The 18686-nt window shown below is 56.5% G+C and carries 14 protein-coding genes, 1 tRNA gene and 2 pseudogenes; 16 read left to right on the forward strand and 1 reads right to left on the reverse strand.

Annotated elements, in window-relative coordinates:
* Window positions 1-144 precede the first annotated feature (144 nt).
* The 9 genes and pseudogenes from ACIQ0R_RS01305 to prmC all read left to right on the forward strand — a co-directional run bounded on the left by ACIQ0R_RS01305 (window position 145) and on the right by prmC (window position 8397).
* On the forward strand, window positions 145-960 hold the full coding sequence (locus ACIQ0R_RS01305; RefSeq protein ID WP_395822921.1) for a FecR domain-containing protein: 816 nt from the start codon (window positions 145-147) through the stop codon (window positions 958-960).
* On the forward strand, window positions 950-1783 hold the full coding sequence (locus ACIQ0R_RS01310; RefSeq protein WP_395822923.1) for a hypothetical protein: 834 nt from the start codon (window positions 950-952) through the stop codon (window positions 1781-1783). The genes ACIQ0R_RS01305 and ACIQ0R_RS01310 overlap by 11 nt, the downstream gene beginning before the upstream one ends.
* Before the next feature lie 32 nt (window positions 1784-1815).
* Window positions 1816-2592, forward strand: coding sequence for a CHASE2 domain-containing protein (locus ACIQ0R_RS01315; RefSeq protein ID WP_395822925.1), 777 nt, complete (start codon window positions 1816-1818; stop codon window positions 2590-2592).
* Complete coding sequence (locus ACIQ0R_RS01320; RefSeq protein WP_395822927.1) at window positions 2522-3922, forward strand: CHASE2 domain-containing protein; 1401 nt, start codon at window positions 2522-2524, stop codon at window positions 3920-3922. The genes ACIQ0R_RS01315 and ACIQ0R_RS01320 overlap by 71 nt, the downstream gene beginning before the upstream one ends.
* 16 nt (window positions 3923-3938) lie before the next feature.
* Window positions 3939-4217 (forward strand): ATP-binding protein, encoded by a 279-nt coding sequence (locus ACIQ0R_RS01325; RefSeq protein WP_395822959.1) that lies wholly within the window; start codon window positions 3939-3941, stop codon window positions 4215-4217.
* 92 nt (window positions 4218-4309) lie between these two features.
* Complete coding sequence (hemA, locus tag ACIQ0R_RS01330) at window positions 4310-5611, forward strand: glutamyl-tRNA reductase (RefSeq protein WP_395822929.1); 1302 nt, start codon at window positions 4310-4312, stop codon at window positions 5609-5611.
* 123 nt (window positions 5612-5734) lie between these two features.
* On the forward strand, window positions 5735-6817 hold the full coding sequence (gene prfA, locus ACIQ0R_RS01335; protein ID WP_395822931.1) for a peptide chain release factor 1: 1083 nt from the start codon (window positions 5735-5737) through the stop codon (window positions 6815-6817).
* Window positions 6818-7002: 185 nt separating this feature from the next.
* Window positions 7003-7461: pseudogene (locus tag ACIQ0R_RS01340) on the forward strand (disulfide bond formation protein B); the annotation flags it as partial.
* A 54-nt stretch (window positions 7462-7515) separates the two neighbouring features.
* Complete coding sequence (prmC, locus tag ACIQ0R_RS01345; protein ID WP_395822961.1) at window positions 7516-8397, forward strand: peptide chain release factor N(5)-glutamine methyltransferase; 882 nt, start codon at window positions 7516-7518, stop codon at window positions 8395-8397.
* A 71-nt stretch (window positions 8398-8468) separates the two neighbouring features.
* Here the strand turns inward: prmC and aqpZ are convergent.
* Window positions 8469-9165 (reverse strand): annotated as a pseudogene (gene aqpZ, locus ACIQ0R_RS01350) (aquaporin Z).
* 450 nt (window positions 9166-9615) lie between these two features.
* Between aqpZ and ACIQ0R_RS01355 the strand changes: the two are divergent.
* The 7 genes from ACIQ0R_RS01355 (at window position 9616) to ACIQ0R_RS01385 (ending at window position 18686) form a co-directional block, all read left to right on the forward strand.
* Window positions 9616-11958, forward strand: coding sequence for a Tex family protein (locus ACIQ0R_RS01355; RefSeq protein WP_395822933.1), 2343 nt, complete (start codon window positions 9616-9618; stop codon window positions 11956-11958).
* 197 nt (window positions 11959-12155) lie between these two features.
* On the forward strand, window positions 12156-13106 hold the full coding sequence (ispB, locus tag ACIQ0R_RS01360) for an octaprenyl diphosphate synthase (RefSeq protein WP_395822963.1): 951 nt from the start codon (window positions 12156-12158) through the stop codon (window positions 13104-13106).
* A 104-nt stretch (window positions 13107-13210) separates the two neighbouring features.
* Window positions 13211-13287, forward strand: a tRNA-Pro gene (locus ACIQ0R_RS01365).
* Window positions 13288-13399: 112 nt separating this feature from the next.
* Window positions 13400-14695, forward strand: coding sequence for an HlyC/CorC family transporter (locus tag ACIQ0R_RS01370; RefSeq protein ID WP_395822935.1), 1296 nt, complete (start codon window positions 13400-13402; stop codon window positions 14693-14695).
* 117 nt (window positions 14696-14812) lie between these two features.
* Window positions 14813-16537, forward strand: coding sequence for a type IV-A pilus assembly ATPase PilB (pilB, locus tag ACIQ0R_RS01375; protein WP_395822937.1), 1725 nt, complete (start codon window positions 14813-14815; stop codon window positions 16535-16537).
* 50 nt (window positions 16538-16587) lie between these two features.
* Complete coding sequence (locus ACIQ0R_RS01380) at window positions 16588-17823, forward strand: type II secretion system F family protein (protein ID WP_395822939.1); 1236 nt, start codon at window positions 16588-16590, stop codon at window positions 17821-17823.
* Window positions 17823-18686 (forward strand): prepilin peptidase, encoded by an 864-nt coding sequence (locus ACIQ0R_RS01385; protein WP_395822941.1) that lies wholly within the window; start codon window positions 17823-17825, stop codon window positions 18684-18686. The genes ACIQ0R_RS01380 and ACIQ0R_RS01385 overlap by 1 nt, the downstream gene beginning before the upstream one ends.

The following is an 18686-nucleotide window of genomic DNA, read 5'->3' on the forward strand; positions in this document are numbered from 1 at the left end:
GCACGGCTAGCTCCTTGAACTCCGCCGTGTACATCTGTTTTGGTATCTTCTTCATTGCTGGTCTTTCCAAAGGATCGTTGATTTTACGTTACCTATGGAAGACTAAATTTCGGGGGAAGCTCAATCAATAAAATAAGCTTACTGTTGTTTTTGCTCGCCGGTTCGACTCAGTTGCTCGCTGCGGCGCCGGCTCTCAGCCCAGCCTCGCTGCAGGTCGGCGAGGCTACCGTCACCTATCGGGCACAACTTGGCGATACGCTGAGCGTGATTGCCGAACAATTGACCGGCAACAAAAACAACTGGGTGCAACTAGCCAAACTCAATCATATCCAGAACGACCGGACGATCCCGGTCAAGACTGTCATTATTATTCCGGTGGCACTGTTGCCGGACGAGCCCAGCAGCGCCGAGGTAGCGGCCATGTCTGGCAGCATCGGTGCGACCGCAGCCGATGGGCGCAGGATTGATATCAACATCGGCACCGTACTCACCGAGGGAGCCATCATCAGCACCGGCAGCAACAGCTTTCTGACGTTGACGTTGCCCGACCAGTCGCACATCGCCTTGCCGTCGAATAGTCAGGTCAAACTGACGAAGTTGCGCACCGCACGTTACACCAAGAGTCCGCGCACTGAAATCACGCTACTGAAAGGGCGCGTCGAATCCAGAGTTGCGCCGCTGGAGAAGAACAAGGGGCGCTTCGAAGTGCATTCACCGCTTGCCGTCGCTGGGGTGCGCGGCACTAATTTCCGCGTGGACCTGGTTGGCGATCGCGTCTTGACAACGGTACTGAGCGGTGGCGTCGCCGTCGCCAAGGCCAGAGCCGGTAGCGCTAACACTGCACGCCGGACAGGGCAACGTTACCGGCGCCAAAAACGTCGGCAAAGCTGTCGCTCTGCTGCCGCCGCCGACTTTATCGGGCTATCCGGCGCTACAGGAGCGTCCTACCGTGCGTTTTAGTGTCGTGCCGATCGCTGGTGCGCGCGGCTACCGTGCGCAGATTGCCACAGATGCCGACGCCAACAATATCATCAGCGAAGCGGAAGCCGATACCGGCGACCTCAAGATCGATGGTCTGCAAGACGGCAATTATTTTGTACGGATTGCCGCACTCGACGAACTCGGGTTGCAAGGCATCCCGCAAACCGCCGCATTCAACTTGAAAGCGCGACCAGAACCGCCGTTCAACGTCGAACCGAAGAACAAATTACGCAGTGAAAATGTGGCGTTCAGCTGGACCGAAGTCATCAATGCTCAGGCCTATCACCTGCAGGTTGCCAGTGATGCCGCGTTCCGTGATCTGGTGGTTGACGAGCCAGCACTCAGCGCGCCTCAATTCAGCGCCGGCACACTGGCGCTCGGCATTTATTTCTGGCGCGTAGCCACCGTTGCGGCTGACGATAACGGAAGTGATCAAGGCCCTTACGGCGATCCGCAAGAGTTCGCACTTCTGCCAGCGCTGCATATCCCCAAGATTGCCGATGCAATCGACGGCGACCTGTCGTTCAGATGGGCCACCGAACCACAACAAAAATTCGTGGTCGAGATTGGCCGCGATGCTGATTTTTCGTCATTGCTGCTGACGCAGGCAACCTCCGCTCCGGAAATCACCGTGCCGCGTCCGGCCACCGGCACTTATTTCATCCGCGTCAAGGCGATTGATTCGGACGGCTATGTGGGGCCGTTCTCGGCGCCGCAAAAAGTTTACATCGGCAGCCGCTGGGTCAGCGGCGACGGCTCTGCTCTACTCAACGTCGATGGGATTTCCCCAGCAGGATATTAAAAAACACCGATGCCCGCCCGCCTACATTCGCCATGATCAAGCAAGTCATTCCAGCCATGAAGCGGGTGGCATTTCGCCAATGGATGGCCATCACCATCCTGATGCTGATGGTGGCAGGCGGCATGGGCTACATGAATGGCCTCGACAGTCTGGACAGAACTTTTTACGATCAGTTCATGCGCGCCGATTCGCGCCCGGCCCGGGATGATATCATCATCGTTGCCATTGACGATTACAGCATCAGCAAACTTGGCCGCTGGCCCTGGGAGCGCGGGCTGCATGCCAAGCTGCTGAACCGGATCATGAAAGCCAATCCACTGGCTATCGGCCTCGACATCATCATGCCGGAACCCGAACAGGATCAGCCCGCCAGCCAGCACGCTAATGACCGCGCACTAACCAAAGCGCTTGCCGCCAGCAAGTTGACTGTGCTGCCGATGGTCGTTGCCAGCGCCGGCCCCGGCCTCAAGGCATTGCCGCCAATGGCGGATTTTCTCAATGCAGCGCGCGGCATCGGCCATATCCATCTGGAACTCGATCCGGACGGCATCGTGCGCAGCGTGTTCCTGCAAGAGGGCCAGGAGAATAAATGGTGGCCGCATTTTTCCGTTGCGCTGGCGAGCGTGGCAGGTCAGAAAATAACCGATGCCAGCGGCAACCTGCCGGGAGCACGCGTGGCGCCGCCCCCCACACGGCAGCGGGACCGGTTTCCGCGACCTTTGGCAACGCGACTATCAGATGCATATTCCGTTCGCCGGCAGCAGCGGCCATTTCCGCTCGGTGCCCTATGCTGCAGTGCTGCGCGGTGATGTTCCCGATCAATTCTTCACCGGAAAATATGTGTTGATCGGGGCCACCGCGATCGGTATGGCAGATACCTTCCCGACCCCGGTGTCGGGCACCTCCGGCGTCATGTCCGGCATCGAGATCAACGCCAACATTCTGGCCGGGCTGCTCGATCACAAATCGATCAGCATCGCCCGTCCGTTACAAACCGCGCTGTTTAGCATCGTTCCGGTATTGATTGTCCTATCAAGCTATCTGCTGTGGACGCCGCGTACTTCGCTCCTGATCACCGCGGTGCTGATGTTACTGACAATAGCAGTCAGCTATCTGCTGCTCACCATGGGAATATGGATTGCTCCGGCTGCGGCGCTGATTGCGCTGGCGATTGCGCACCCTCTTTGGAGCTGGATTCGACTGGAGTCGGCGATTTCTTATCTGGGCCAGGAATTCATGCTGCTCGATCAGGAGCCGCACCTGCTGCCAGAAATCAACACCGAACCGGCCCCGCAGCAAGTCGAAGACTTGCTTGAGCAGCGTATCAATGCCATGCGCGTGGCGGCACGTCGGGTGCGCGATCTGCGCCAGTTCATTTCCGACAGCCTTAACAGCCTGCCCGACGCCACCTTGATCACCACTATCGATGGCCACGTGCTGGTATCGAACCAGTTCGCCCGCGATTACTTTGCCGCAGCCGGCATCCGCAATATCGACGGCGCACTGCTGCCTTACCTGTTTTCCAACATGGGCACGCCGCAGGCAACCAACACTTCACCCAACCACACCTTCAGTTGGTGGGATCTGATCGACCTGGCGCATGTTTCGACGCTCACCAGCGGCACCTCGGTACAAGATCAGCAGGGGCGCGACTTACTGATCAAGAGCGGCCCCTGTCATTCAGCCCATCAGGTGCTGACCGGCTGGATCGTCAGTATCGTTGACGTCACCATCATCCGCGCCGCCGAACGCAGCCGCGACGAAACCCTGCGCTTCCTGTCGCACGACATGCGTGCGCCGCAGGCGTCGATCCTGGCCTTGCTGGAATTGCAGGGTAACCCTGTTTCGGCATTGCCGCAGAAGCAATTTTTCTCGCGACTGGAGCAAGCGGCCCGCAAGACTCTCGGGCTGGTCGACAACTTTGTCCAACTGGCGCGCGCAGAATCGGCAGAATATCGTCTGGAGGAGGTCGATTTCCAGGACGTGCTGTATGACGCCGTCGACGAAATGTGGAGCCTCGCGCACAACAAGAAGATCGAACTGATCACCGACATCGAGGGTCAGGAATTTTTGACCAATGTCGATCGCTCACTGATGGCGCGCGCTGTGCAATCTGATTTCGAATGCCATCAGTTATAGCCTGCCGGACACCCGCATCACCTGCACCCTGCGCCTGAAATACGTCAAATTGCTGCCGCAGGTGGTGTGCACGATTATCGACCAAGGCTTCGGCATCGCTCTGCACGATCAGACCAGACTGTTTCAACGTTACCAACGGGTCAGCGCACCCGGGCAACCACGCTCGGACGGCACCGGGCTCGGCCTGGTATTTGTCAAGACGGTTGTTGAACGACACTTCGGCGAGATTGCAGTCGATAGCAAGGTCGGCGAAGGCAGCGCTTTCATTGTGACGTTCCCGGCGCTCACTGTGTAGAGATTGAATGATGCCGCTGCGAAACTGCAATTCCCCGGCAAGCAGTAAGAGTATAATGTCCGGTTAACAAAGATTACCCTTCTCGCCACCCCATGCACCTGCTGACCGTCGGACTCAACCACACCACCGCGCCTGTTTCCTTGCGCGAAAAGGTGGCATTCCCGGCCTACCAGATCGGCCAGGCGGTGATGGCTGCGCGTGCCTGGTTTAGCGGCGGCGGCACCGTCAACATGTCCGACGAAGCGGCGATTCTGTCGACCTGCAATCGCACGGAGCTATACGCAGCAGCGGATTTTCAAAACGGCTCCAGTGCTGCAATCAATGCCGCAATCGATTCCACCGCACATTTCCTGGCCCACTACCACCAGTTGCCTTACGCCGATTTGCGCCCTCACCTGTACACACTGCCGCAAGATAATGCAGTGCGCCATGCTTTCCGGGTTGCTTCCGGGCTCGACTCGATGGTGCTGGGCGAAGCGCAAATCCTCGGCCAGATGAAGGATGCCGTGCGCCACGCAGAAGCGGCAGGTGGACTCGGCACCTATTTACACCAATTGTTCCAACGCACCTTCGCAGTCGCCAAGGAAGTGCGCAGCACTACTGAAATCGGCGCCCATAGCGTTTCGATGGCAGCCGCTGCGGTGCGCATGTCGGAGCGGATTTTTGATACTGTCGCCGGCCAGCATGTGCTGTTCATCGGCGCGGGTGAAATGATCGAACTGTGCGCCACCCATTTCGCTGCGCAAAACCCGAAATCGTTGACCGTCGTCAACCGGACACTGGAACGCGCCGAATTGCTGGCGCATCGTTTCAACGGCCAGGCTTTGCAACTGTCTGATCTGCCGACCCAGCTCGGCAACTATGACATCATCGTATCGAGCACTGCGTCCAGCTTACCGATCATCGGCCTCGGCATGGTCGAACGCGCCGTCAAGGCGCGTCGCCACAAGCCCATGTTCATGCTCGATCTTGCAGTACCGCGTGATATCGAGGCCGAAATCGGCCGTCTCGACGATATCTTCTTGTACACCGTCGATGATCTCGGTTCGGTGGTGCAGACCGGCATGGAAAACCGCCAGGCCGCCGTGGCGCAAGCCGAAGCCATCATCGAAACCCGCGTACAGTCGTTCATGCACTGGGTCGACAACCGAACCGTGGTGCCGCTGATCCAGGACTTGCAGGAATCCAGCGAAGCAATGCGCCGCATGGAGCTGGAACGCGCCCGCAAGATGTTGGCCAAGGGTGAAGATATCGAAGTCGTACTGGAAGCACTGTCCAAAGGCTTGACCGCCAAATTCATGCACGGGCCGCAGCAAGCGCTGCACAACGCCCAAGGTGACGAACGTGCGCGCCTGGCGACCCTGCTGCCGCAGCTGTTCCGCACCAAACGTTAGCGCACCTGTGTAATCGCCTGCCTGACATAGCCACGAACTGTCGTGTCGCCGTGTGCAGGATGCAGCATCGCTGCCGGTAGCTTGATTCTATCCCGCCTGTTTTTCTCCTGATTGATATACGCAATGAAACCATCCATGCTCGCCAAGCTCGACCAACTCGCCAATCGCCTGGTCGAAGTCAACGACCTGCTTAACCAGGAAGAAGCCACCGCCAACATGGACAGCTATCGCAAGCTCAATCGTGAGCACGCCGAGCTGGGCCCTCTGGTTGACTTGTATCAGGCCTACCAGCAAGCCAATGCGGATATCGAAGCGGCACAGGAAATGCAAGCCGATCCCGACATGAAGGAGTTTGCCCAGGACGAAATCCAGGCGGCCAAGACGCGCATGGAGCAGTTGGAAGGCGATCTGCAAAAAATGCTGCTGCCGAAAGATCCCAACGACGAACGCAATATCTTCCTGGAGATCCGCGCCGGCACCGGCGGCGACGAGTCGGCGCTGTTTGCCGGTGACTTGTTACGCATGTACTCACGCTTCGCCGAACGCAACCGCTGGCAGATTGAGATGGTATCGGAATCGCCATCGGAAATCGGTGGCTACAAGGAAGTCATCGTGCGTGTGATCGGCTTCGGTGCGTATTCCAAGCTGAAATTCGAATCCGGCGGCCATCGCGTGCAGCGTGTGCCGGCTACCGAAACCCAGGGCCGCATTCATACCTCGGCATGCACCGTGGCGATCATGCCGGAGGCCGATGAAGTTGGTGATGTCGAGATCAATCCGGCCGATATCCGCATCGATACCTACCGCGCCTCAGGTGCCGGTGGTCAGCACATCAACAAGACCGATTCTGCGGTGCGCATCACCCACATCCCCACCGGCATCGTGGTCGAATGTCAGGACGACCGCAGCCAGCACAAGAACAAGGCATCGGCATTGAAAGTGCTGGCAGCGCGCATCAAGGACGGTCAGTTGCGCGAACAGCAATCGAAGGAAGCGGCGACCCGCAAATCGCTGATCGGCTCGGGCGACCGCAGCGAGCGCATTCGCACCTACAATTTTCCCCAGGGCCGGATGACCGACCATCGCATCAACCTGACCTTGTATAAACTTGATTTCATCATGGACGGCGATCTGCAGGAATTGACCAATGCACTAGCGGCGGAGCATCAGGCCGACCTGCTGGCCGCCCTTGGCGACGCTATCTGATTGACTTGATTAAATGATGACATATTTCGAAAATCGAATATGCTCAAGACTGGCGCCGGAACCAAGCACCGGGGTGCGCATCATATGCAATCGACCATGCGCGCGGCGGATTCGTTTGGCGCTGCCTGACAGACAACGCAGACAATCTATCGACAGGTCACATTAACCATCATCGGCTTTCAAAAATGAAAACATCCAAATCGGTCTTGCTGGGCGTCGCATTCATCTCTCTGGCTATTCTGGGCGGAGCACTTTATCTGCAACATTTCCTGGATATGCAGCCTTGCCCGCTGTGCGTGATCCAGCGCTACGCATTTGCAGCGATCGCACTGATTTGCCTGATCTGTGCAGGCTTGCCCGGCGGCGCACAAAAAGCCGGTGCCGGCCTGGGGCTGCTAGCCGGACTTGGCGGTGCAGGCACCGCGATCTGGCATCTGTGGATCATTGCACACCCATCGGCTTCTTGCGGCCGCGATGCACTCGAAGCGCCCATGAATGCACTGCCTCCGGCGACGTTGCTGCCCTCGATATTCAAGGTCGATGCCTTTGCGCTCTGCACGACTGCTTACGAGCCGATCCTCGGGCTATCGATTCCGCAGTGGTCGCTGTTGTGGTTCGCAGTGCTGGCAGTGATCCTGATGGCTACGCTATTGAACGCAACGACGGCCGTCATCGCGGCTACTCAAGGTAGCGGCGCAATGACAGGCACTTCTGACGCGTCGGCAGCAAGCATTCAGGCCGGCAGCAATATTGCATCGATATTGAAGCAATCGCCGTTGAATCCGCTGGAAACGCGCATCCTTGTGATGCACGCTTTGCAGATGACGCGCATCCAGCTGATTACCCAGAATGAGCGCTGCGTAGATGCCGAACAGGCGCAACGACTGTCCGCCCTGTTCCGGCGCCGTCAGCTTGGCGAACCGGTTGCCTACCTGGTGGGCCACCGCGAATTTTATGGACTGCAACTGGAGGTCACGCCTGATGTGCTGATCCCCCGTCCCGAAACCGAATTGCTGGTCGACCTGGCGTTGCAGCACCTGCCTGTCGACGGCGGCTCCGCCCTGAGCGTGCTTGATCTCGGAACCGGCTCTGGCGCCATCGCAATCGCGCTCGCCCACAGCCGTCCTGAGCTTGAGGTGACGGCGCTCGATGTCAGTGCTGCCGCACTGACCGTGGCGCAACGCAACGCCGCGCGGCATCTGGGACAACGTACACCGGCTTTAGAACTGTTGCAAAGCAACTGGTATGAAGCGCTAGGAGAGCGTCCCTTCGATGTCATCGTTTCCAATCCGCCGTATATCGTTGCCGGCGACTGGCACCTGAGCGAGGGCGACTTACGTTTTGAGCCGCTGCATGCACTGACCGACCATGCCGACGGCTTGAGTGCGCTGCGCCTCATCGTCAACGATGCGGGTCGTTACTTGAAAGACGGTGGCTGGCTGCTGATGGAGCATGGCTACGATCAAGCGGCGGCGGTCCGGCAACTGCTGCGGACGCTGTCGTTCGATCAGGTACAGAGCTGGCAAGACCTGGCTCAGATCGAGCGTGTCAGCGGCGGCAGGTGGCGCGCACCTGATTAAGCAAAAGGACGCACAAGATAAGCACGGCCTGCCGCGCTTATCTTGCAATCCGTCGTGCTGAAATTAAGGCCTCAGTCCTGCTCGCCCCAGATAGCCGGATACACAACCCCGGCAATCAGCGCACCAGCCAGCGGCGCAAGCCAGAACAGCCGCAACTGTTGCAAAGCCCAGCCGCCGACAAACAGAGCCTGGCTGGTACTGCGTGCTGGATTAACCGAAGTATTCGTGACCGGGATGCTGATCAAGTGGATCAAGGTCAGGCACAGGCCGATTGCTATCGGTGCAAAGCCGGCCGGGGCACGCTTGTCGGTCGCTCCGAGGATCACGATGACGAACATGAAGGTCATCACTACTTCCGAAATCAGCGCCGCGTTCATCGAATACAGTCCGGGCGAGTGATCGCCGTAACCGTTAGCGGCAAAGCCGCCGATCTCTGCGCCAGGCTTACCGGTGGCAATCAGATACAGGATACCGGCTGCGATGATGCCGCCGACGACTTGTGCCACCCAATAGGGCAGAATTTGACTCTTCGGAAAACGTCCGGCAGTCGCCAGTCCGAGTGTCACAGCGGGATTAAGGTGGCAACCGGAAATATGGCCGATGGCAAAAGCCATTGTCAGAACGGTCAGGCCGAAAGCCAATGCTACACCGTGGAAACCTATGCCAAGACCAGGAAAAGCCGCCGCCAGGACCGCGCTGCCGCACCCCCCCAAGAACCAACCAGAATGTGCCTAAAGCTTCCGCTGCCAGACGTTTGGAAAGACGCATGCTCGCCCCCTGAAAAACAACAACAAGTACAACAACAAGTCGTTTTTGTTGACTCGCAAAAGAAAAATAACCTGTTGATCCCGAGGCCCAGCATATTTTCGGAACCATGCACAAACAAGAAAAGAAGTTCTCGTTTAACAATGTTTTTCAATGCCGACCATCTCGCCAGCTTTTTGTCGGGCATGGACTCGCGCACTTCTGAAACACCCGGATTTCCAACATACTGTTATTAAGAGCTGTTACCGGCGATGGCCTGAGACGCACAATAAAAAGTTAAAAACATTTGCAACTTCCTGCATTTGCTTGAGATCTCCACCAAATCACGACATTTCTTAACAACCATCTTTCTTGATGACTTTCTGCTTCCGTTTCTTTTCAGGCTGTCAAGACTGGCGAAATTATCTAGATTGCGTATGATCCAACGCTTGATTTTCACTATTAAGACTTTCCATGCTGCCTTCGATCGAACAACGCCTCGCTCTTGGACTCGCTGCAAAACCGGCACAAGTCGCCGCTGCCGTCGCCCTTCTGGATGAAGGGGCTACCGTGCCCTTTATCGCACGCTACCGTAAGGAAGCCACCGGCGGCCTGGATGATATCCAGCTGCGTTTGCTGGAAGAACGGCTGCGCTATTTGCGCGAACTGGAAGCGCGCCGCAGTGCGATCCTGGCCTCCATCGAAGAACAGGGAAAAATGACGCCTGCGCTGCTGCAGGCGATCACCCTGGCGGAAGACAAGACACGGCTTGAAGACTTGTACCTGCCCTACAAACCCAAACGCCGCACCAAGGCGCAGATCGCCGCAGAAGCCGGCCTGACTGAACTGGCCGATGCGCTGCTGGCCAATCCGGAGTTAAACCCGGAACAAGAAGCCGAGAAATTCCTGAAGCCAGCCTTCAGCACCGACAATGGCGACAATCCCGGTGTCGCCGACGCCAAAGCGGCGCTCGACGGCGCCCGGCAGATCCTGATGGAGCGCTTTTCGGAAGATGCCGCATTGCTGCAAGCGTTGCGTGAATACCTGACCGAACACGGCGTGGTCGAATCCAAGGTGGTCGAAGGCAAACAGGATGCCGGTGAAAAATTTGCTGACTATTTCGATTACTCGGAAACTATCGGCACCATTCCTTCGCATCGGGCGCTGGCGCTGTTCCGCGGCCGCCGCGAAGAAATCCTGAACGTGGCGCTACGCCTCGACAGCGAAGAAGAAAAACCAAAATGGGACGCGCCGCACAATCCATGCGAAGCTCGCATTGCCGCCCGTTTCGGCATCAGCAACAAGCACCGCGCTGCCGACAAATGGCTGAGCGACACGGTGCGCTGGAGCTGGCGCGTCAAGGTCTTCATGCACCTGGAAGCCGAACTGATGATCAAGCTGCGCGAAACCGCCGAAGTCGAAGCGATCAACGTTTTTGTCCGTAATCTGAAAGCCTTGCTGCTGGCAGCGCCGGCCGGACCGCGCGCAACCATGGGCCTCGATCCGGGCCTGCGCACCGGCGTCAAGGTAGCGGTGATCGATGCCACCGGCAAGGTCGTCGACACCACCGCGATTTATCCGCATCAGCCGCGCAACGACTGGGAAGGCTCGCTGCACACTCTGGTGCAACTGGCGGAAAAACATAAGGTCTCGCTGATCTCGATCGGCAACGGCACCGCTTCGCGTGAAACCGACAAGCTGGCACAGGATTTGATCAAGCTACGGCCGGAACTGAAACTGACCAAAATCGTGGTGTCGGAAGCCGGCGCGTCGGTCTATTCGGCTTCTGAATTCGCCTCGCGTGAATTGCCAGACATGGATGTCTCGTTGCGCGGGGCGGTATCGATTGCGCGCCGCCTGCAAGATCCGCTGGCCGAACTGGTGAAAATCGATCCAAAATCAATCGGCGTCGGCCAGTACCAGCATGATGTCGGCCAGACGCAGTTGGCGCGCTCGCTGGATGCGGTGGTGGAAGACTGCGTCAATGCCGTCGGCGTCGATGTCAACACCGCCTCGGCACCGCTGCTGGCGCGTGTCTCCGGCTTGAATGCGAGTGTCGCCCAGAGCATCGTCACCTATCGCAACATGAAGGGCATGTTCACCTCACGGGCGGCGCTGCGCGAGGTGCCACGGCTGGGCGACAAGACCTTCGAACAGGCAGCCGGGTTCCTGCGTATCATGAACAGCGACAATCCACTGGATGCGTCGGCGGTACACCCGGAATCCTATCCGCTGGTGGAAAAAATCCTGGCCGATATCAAGAAAGACGTCAAAGGTGTGATCGGCGACGAGCGGCTGTTGAAGTCGCTCGATCCCGCCAAATATGCCGACGAAAAATTCGGCGTGCCAACCATTGCCGACATCATCAAGGAACTGGAAAAACCGGGCCGCGATCCGCGCCCTGAATTCACCACCGCCACCTTCAAGGAAGGCGTCGAGGAAATCCGCGATCTGCGCCCCGATATGATCCTGGAAGGCGTAGTGACGAATGTCGCGGCGTTTGGCGCCTTTGTCGATATCGGCGTACATCAGGACGGTCTGGTGCATATTTCTGCGTTGTCGAACACTTTCGTCAAGGACCTGCAAACAGTGGTCAAGGCCGGTCAGGTGGTCAAGGTCAAGGTGCTGGAGGTCGACGAGAAGCGCAAGCGTATCGCGCTGACCATGCGCCTGACGGACCACGCTCCGGTGGCTGGCGCCAAGCCGGAGCAGCGCGCCGACCGCAATGACGCCAAGCGCATGTCGCAGCAGCGGCAAGCGGCACCGCCACCGGCCAACAGTGCGATGGCTGCAGCCTTTGCCAAGCTGAAAGGATAGCAAGCACTTACTGGTTTTGCTACGGGGCGGCCATGCTCCGGCAGCAAAACCAGCATCCCGGCAAAGTCCTGCCTGCGCGACAAAATCAATCATCGCCCGATTTAATCGGGACGGTCATCGTATAATCACGGCACACTCGATTTCCAACAGGTTTTATTTTGTCAGCCGCTCCCAATAATTCAAACCAACAATCCATGATGTCTCCGATCGCGGTCGATATGGAAGCGGTCAACGCGGTAATCCGCCGGCAGTTGCATTCGGAAGTACCGCTGGTGAACCAAATCGCCGAATACATCATCAGCGCCGGTGGCAAACGCCTGCGCCCGGTACTGGTGTTGCTGATGGCACAGGCGTATGGCTATTCGGGCAACCAGCATCACGAACTGGCTGCGGTGATCGAGTTCATCCATACCGCCACCCTGCTACATGACGACGTGGTTGATGAATCGTCGCTGCGGCGCGGGCGCGAGACTGCCAATGCCTTGTTCGGCAACGCCGCCTCAGTGCTGGTCGGCGATTTCCTGTATTCGCGCGCTTTTCAGATGATGGTCGCGGTCGACAACGCCCGCGTGATGCAAATCGTTGCCGATGCCACCAACGTGATTGCCGAAGGCGAAGTCCTGCAATTGCTAAACATGCACAATCCGGACGTTTCCGAGGACAGCTATCTGCAGGTGATTCGCTCGAAGACAGCCAAGCTGTTCGAAGCAGCAGCGCAACTCGGCGTGCTGATCGCTGGCGCCAGCGATGACGTGATTGAAGCCGCCGGCGAATATGGCCGCTCGCTGGGCACTGCATTCCAATTAATCGACGATGTCCTGGATTATTCAGGCAACGCCTCCGACATCGGCAAAAATGTCGGCGACGACTTGCGCGAAGGAAAACCGACTCTGCCACTGATTTACCTGATGGAAAACGGTACAGCGGAGCAAAAGATGCTGGTGCGCAGTTGCATCGAAAACGGCGATGAGCAGCATTTTGATGAAATTCTCGCCGCCATCACCAGCTCCGGGGCACTGGATTACACCCGGCGCGAGGCCGAAAAAGCAGCGCAGCGGGCAGCGACAGCCATTGCAGACTTGCCAAATAGTCAGTTTAAAGATTCTTTGCTACAATTATCGACGTTCGCGGTGGATAGAAATCACTGAACGGAATCACAGAAAATTATCGGAAAGGCTGCTGCATCGGATAGCGCCGGATGGCGTTGCCGGCAGCAGTCTGGAAACCTGTTCAAGATATTGAACAGCTAAATCGGGGTGTAGCTTAGCCTGGTAGAGCGCTACGTTCGGGACGTAGAGGCCGGAGGTTCGAATCCTCTCACCCCGACCATCGAAGATTCCAGCCTGTCGAACGGTTGCGGAGTGTCTGACTCACCGCACGCAGCACAAAACACAAAACAACAATCCTAATAACCAGCAATACCTCACTTTACGGTGACCCTTTGGATACCGTGCCCATATGGGTGCAGATTTTTGCACTAGTTTTACTGATATTCTTGTCGGCTTTTTTTGCGATGGCGGAAACCGCTCTGGTTGCCACCAACAAGCATCGGCTGCGTCATCTGGCCAAGCGTGGCAGCAAATCTGCCAGCACCACCTTGTGGCTGCTGGAGCGCACCGATAAGCTGCTGTCGCTGATCCTGATCATCAACACCCTGGTCAATGCACTTGCTACAGCGCTGGTGACTGCGATGGCGATCAACGCGTTCGGCAACCATCAGCGCGTCATCACGATTGCCACCGCTGCAGTCGCCTTCCTGTTGATCGTCTTTGCCGAAATCACACCCAAAGTGATCGGCGCCACCTATCCGGAACGGATCGCCCTGCCTACCAGCTTTGTGCTCAAGCCGCTGATGAGCATCGCCAAACCGTTGATCTGGTTTGTGAACCTGTTCGTCTCGGCAATCCTTAAGGTCCTGCGCATCAAAGCTGGCAAGCACGCGCAAGAACAGCGCGTATCGCCGGAAGAGCTGCGCTCGATCGTGCCGGAGGGGGGTAATTTCATTCCGCAAAAGCACAAGAGCATATTACTGAACTTGTTCGATCTGGAAAAAATTTCGGTGGAAGACGTGATGACGCCGAGAGCCCAGGTCGAGGCATTGAATCTGTCAGCCTCAGTTGAGGAAATCAAGCATCAGCTGACCACTTGCTACCACAACAAGTTGCCGGTATATGAAGGCGAAATCAATCAGATCGTGGGTATTCTGCACGTGCGTAAAGCCATGGCATTGTTGAATCAGGAAGCAGAATTGACGGTCGAGCATTTCCGCCAGTTGCTCAGCACGCCTTACTTTATTCCAGAAGATACTGACGTCTTCACGCAGCTACAATATTTTCAGGAAAATCACGAACGCCTTGGCATCATCGTCGATGAGTATGGTGAGGTGCAAGGTTTGGTAACGCTGGAAGATATCATTGAAGAAATGATTGGCGAATTCACCACCTCCAAGCCAGGCGCGGCGCGCGCCGACAGTTTTTCCTGGAATACGCAGGGCCAATGCCTGCTTGAAGGAACAACAACCTTACGGGATATCAACAAACGCCTCGGCCTGAATTTTCCACTCGATGGCCCGAAAACCCTGAACGGACTATTGTTGGAGTGGCTACAAGATATTCCAGACAATAACGTCAGCCTGAGAATTGCAGGATGCATCATAGAAATAGTACAAGTACAAAATCAGGCAATTAAGGTTGCCAAACTGTTTCGCCCGAATAAACTACAGCAACAAGAGAAATAATTCCGATAGGAAATTATTTCGACACGTTTGTTCACAAATCCTTTACAAGTGAGTTTCCCCTAGGGCACCATTGATTGGTTTGAATGGCCCCGCACATCTTTTGATATTGATCCCCTTATGGCAGCAGTTTTTCCAAACTCAAGCTCCAACAGCCCGATCTCCGGACTTGCCCGAGCATTGCTCCAGGCGGGCCGCCTTTCTGCGACACAAGTCGAGGCTCTGCACAAAAAATCGAGCAGCGACCAGACTCCTTTCATCGCTGCCTTGCTGGAAAGCGGCTATCTAGATGCGCCCGGCCTGGCGCTGTTTTGCGCAGAAACTTTCGGCTATCCGCAACTGGATCTGAGCACACTCAATTTCAGCTCGCTGCCGGAAAAAGCCATCGATACCAAGCTGATGGAGAGCCATACAGTGCTGGCGCTGGCCAAGCGCGGCAACAAGATCTATATCGCATTTTCCGATCCGACCAATATGCAGGTACTGGGCCAGATCAAGTTCCAGACCGAATTGACGGTAGAACCGATCATTGTCGAGCACCCGGTGCTGGTCAAACAAATCCAGAAACTGGTGAAGTCGTCCGAGCAAAGCCTCAACGAAATGGTCGGCGATGAGCAGGAAATCAATTTTGTAGAAGAAGATACGGCTGCAGTTGCTGATACTGCTGCAACCGATATCGACGATGCGCCGGTGGTCCGCTTCCTGCAAAAAATATTAACCGACGCCATCAACCTGGGCGCATCGGACTTGCATTTCGAACCATTCGAAAAATTTTACCGGATCCGCTTTCGGGTCGACGGCGTACTGCGCGACATGGCGCAACCGCCGCTTTCCGTCAAAGAAAAGCTGGCGTCGCGCATCAAGGTGATCTCAAAACTGGATATTTCCGAAAAGCGGGTGCCACAGGATGGCCGCATGCGCTTGGTCGTCTCCAAAACCCGCGCAATCGACTTCCGCGTCAGTACCTTGCCGACACTGTTTGGCGAAAAGATTGTCATGCGTATTCTCGATCCTAGCCAGGCCCAGATGGGGATCGATGCGCTGGGTTACGACCCCGATCAGAAAGCCATCCTGATGGAGGCCATCCAGCGGCCGTACGGGATGGTTCTGGTGACTGGCCCGACCGGTTCCGGTAAAACCGTATCGCTATATACCTGCCTGAATATCCTGAACCAGCCCGGTATCAATATATCGACCGCCGAAGATCCGGCAGAAATCAATTTACCCGGCGTCAACCAGGTCAATATCAACGATCGTGCCGGACTGACTTTCCCGGTCGCGCTCAAGGCGTTCCTGCGACAGGATCCTGACATCATCATGGTGGGTGAAATCCGCGATCTCGAAACCGCCGACATCTCGATCAAGGCCGCGCAAACCGGCCACATGGTGTTCTCCACGCTGCACACCAATGATGCGCCATCAACCCTGACACGCCTGATGAACATGGGCGTACCGGCTTTCAATATCGCCTCGTCGGTCATCCTGATCACCGCACAACGGCTGGCACGCCGGCTATGCACCTGCAAGCAGCCGATCTCGATCCAGGACGAAGCACTAATTGAAGCCGGCCTGACAGAAGACGACATCGACGGCAGTTGGATGCCCTACAGGGCGGTCGGCTGTGAGCGCTGCAACGGTACCGGTTACAAGGGGCGGGTTGGTATTTACCAAATCATGCCGATTACAGAAGAAATTGAACGCATCATCCTGGCCCACGGCACAGCGCTGGAAATCGAAGCACAGGCAAAACGCGAAGGTGTGAAAACATTGCGCCAATCCGGGCTCATAAAAGTAAAACAAGGATTGACCAGCCTCGAAGAAATACTTGGCTGTACCAATATCTGAAAGTGCTTGGTTGTACCAAAGTGCCAAATTTACATTAGGGGAAATAGTTCATGGCAACTGCCGCACCACGCAGCGCCTCAAGCGCACGTCAGGTCAAGGAGTGGGTCTATCTTTGGGAGGGCAAGGATAAAAAGGGCAAAGTCGTGCGCGGTGAATTGCGCGCAGGCAGCGAAACCGTGGTTACCGTTACCATGCGCCGCCAGGGAATCCTGGTTACCAAGATAAAGAAAAAGACCTTCCGCAGCGGCAAGAAAATTTCCGACAAGGATATCTCGCTGTTCACGCGCCAGTTGGCGACCATGATGAAAGCTGGCGTGCCGCTGTTGCAATCGTTCGATATCGTGGTCAAGGGACATGCCAATCCATCCGTATCGAAACTGGTCAATGAAATCCGCGGCGATGTCGAGACCGGTACCGGTCTGAGCCAGGCGTTCCGCAAGTATCCGCTGTATTTCGACCCCCTGTTCTGTAATCTGGTCGGCGCCGGCGAACAGGCCGGCATTCTTGAGGATCTGCTGGAACGTTTGGCGATCTACAAGGAAAAAACCCTGGCGATCAAGGCTAAGATCAAGTCTGCCATGTTCTATCCGGTGTCGATTCTGGCGGTGGCATTTGTGGTTACTGCAGTTATCATGATTTGGGTGGTACCGGCTTTCAAACAAGTCTTCTCAAGCTTCGGGGCCGACTTGCCGGCCCCGACGTTGTTTGTGATGGGGATATCGGATTTCATGGTTGCCAATTGGTACATCATATTTCCGACGCTGTTTGCCGGCTTATATTTGTTTTTTCAATCATGGAAGCGCTCACTCAAAATGCAACAGACGATGGACCGTCTGTTGCTGAAGGCGCCGATTTTTGGCGCAGTCATCCGCAAAGCGACGATCGCGCGCTGGACGCGTACTTTATCTGCAATGTTTGCCGCCGGTGTGCCATTGGTTGAGTCGCTGGACTCGGTCGGCGGCGCCGCCGGTAACGCGGTCTATCTGGACGCCACCAAAAAAATTCAGAGCGAAGTCAGTACCGGCACCAGTTTGACTGCCGCCATGGAAAACGCCGAGGTGTTTCCCAACATGGTCACACAAATGGTATCGATTGGCGAAGAGTCGGGGTCGCTGGATCAGATGCTGGCCAAGGTTGCCGATTTCTATGAAGCCGAAGTCGACGATGCGGTAGCGTCCCTGTCGAGCCTGATGGAACCATTAATCATGGTAATCCTGGGTGTGCTGATCGGCGGCCTGGTGGTTGCCATGTATCTGCCAATTTTCAAACTGGGATCGGTGGTCTGATGCAAGATAGCTTTTTTCTGGCGGCGGGTAGCTTGCTGCCAACCTTGATGGCAGCAATTTTTGGGCTGTTGATCGGCAGTTTTTTGAATGTGGTGATTCATCGCCTGCCGATCATGATGCAGCGCGAGTCGGATAATTATGTCGCCCACGAAAGCGGTAAGGCACTACCACACACAGACCGCTACAACCTGGTAGCGCCGCGTTCGGCCTGCCCGCAATGCAAGCGCCAGATCGGTGTGCTAGAAAATGTGCCGGTCTTGAGTTACCTGGCGCTGCGCGGCAAGTGCCGGGCCTGCAAGGCGCCGATCTCGGCGCGCTACCCGATTGTCGAAGCGCTGACGGCAACCTTGTCGGCGCTGATGGTGTGGCACTTAGGCAGCGGCTGGAGCGGCCTGGCATCTCTGGTCTTTCTTTATTTGCTGATCGCCATGACGTTTATCGACGCCGATACGCAGCTGCTGCCGGACGACCTGACCTTGCCCTTGCTCTGGCTCGGTTTGCTGGTCAATCTGTCGGCGATGTTTGTACCCCTGAGCGAAGCCGTGATCGGCGCCGCTGCAGGTTATCTGGTGTTGTGGACGATTTATTGGGTCTTCAAGCTGCTCACCGGGAAAGAGGGCATGGGATATGGCGACTTTAAATTGCTGGCGGCGCTAGGAGCCTGGATGGGCTGGAAAATGCTACCGATCATTATCTTGTTTTCTTCGCTGGTGGGTGCCCTGGTGGGTATTGCATTGATCGTATTTGGCAGCCACGGACGCGACAAACCAATTCCTTTCGGCCCCTATCTCGCCGCTGCCGGGCTGCTGGCGCTGCTGTATGGATCAAAGATCATGGAAACTTATTTCGGCTTTGCGGTCTAA

The organism is Collimonas sp. (assembly GCF_044339385.1).
GTDB lineage: Bacteria > Pseudomonadota > Gammaproteobacteria > Burkholderiales > Burkholderiaceae_D > Collimonas.

Bases quoted from the DNA above. Each gene is read 5' to 3' on its own strand.
- ACIQ0R_RS01315 (WP_395822925.1), top strand. From the start codon at position 1,816: ATGATCAAGCAAGTCATTCCAGCCATGAAGCGGGTGGCATTTCGCCAA.
- ACIQ0R_RS01320 (WP_395822927.1), top strand. From the start codon at position 2,522: ATGCATATTCCGTTCGCCGGCAGCAGCGGCCATTTCCGCTCGGTGCCC.
- hemA (WP_395822929.1), top strand. From the start codon at position 4,310: ATGCACCTGCTGACCGTCGGACTCAACCACACCACCGCGCCTGTTTCC.
- prfA (WP_395822931.1), top strand. From the start codon at position 5,735: ATGAAACCATCCATGCTCGCCAAGCTCGACCAACTCGCCAATCGCCTG.
- prmC (WP_395822961.1), top strand. From the start codon at position 7,516: ATGACAGGCACTTCTGACGCGTCGGCAGCAAGCATTCAGGCCGGCAGC.
- ACIQ0R_RS01355 (WP_395822933.1), top strand. From the start codon at position 9,616: ATGCTGCCTTCGATCGAACAACGCCTCGCTCTTGGACTCGCTGCAAAA.
- ispB (WP_395822963.1), top strand. From the start codon at position 12,156: ATGTCTCCGATCGCGGTCGATATGGAAGCGGTCAACGCGGTAATCCGC.
- pilB (WP_395822937.1), top strand. From the start codon at position 14,813: ATGGCAGCAGTTTTTCCAAACTCAAGCTCCAACAGCCCGATCTCCGGA.
- ACIQ0R_RS01380 (WP_395822939.1), top strand. From the start codon at position 16,588: ATGGCAACTGCCGCACCACGCAGCGCCTCAAGCGCACGTCAGGTCAAG.
- ACIQ0R_RS01385 (WP_395822941.1), top strand. From the start codon at position 17,823: ATGCAAGATAGCTTTTTTCTGGCGGCGGGTAGCTTGCTGCCAACCTTG.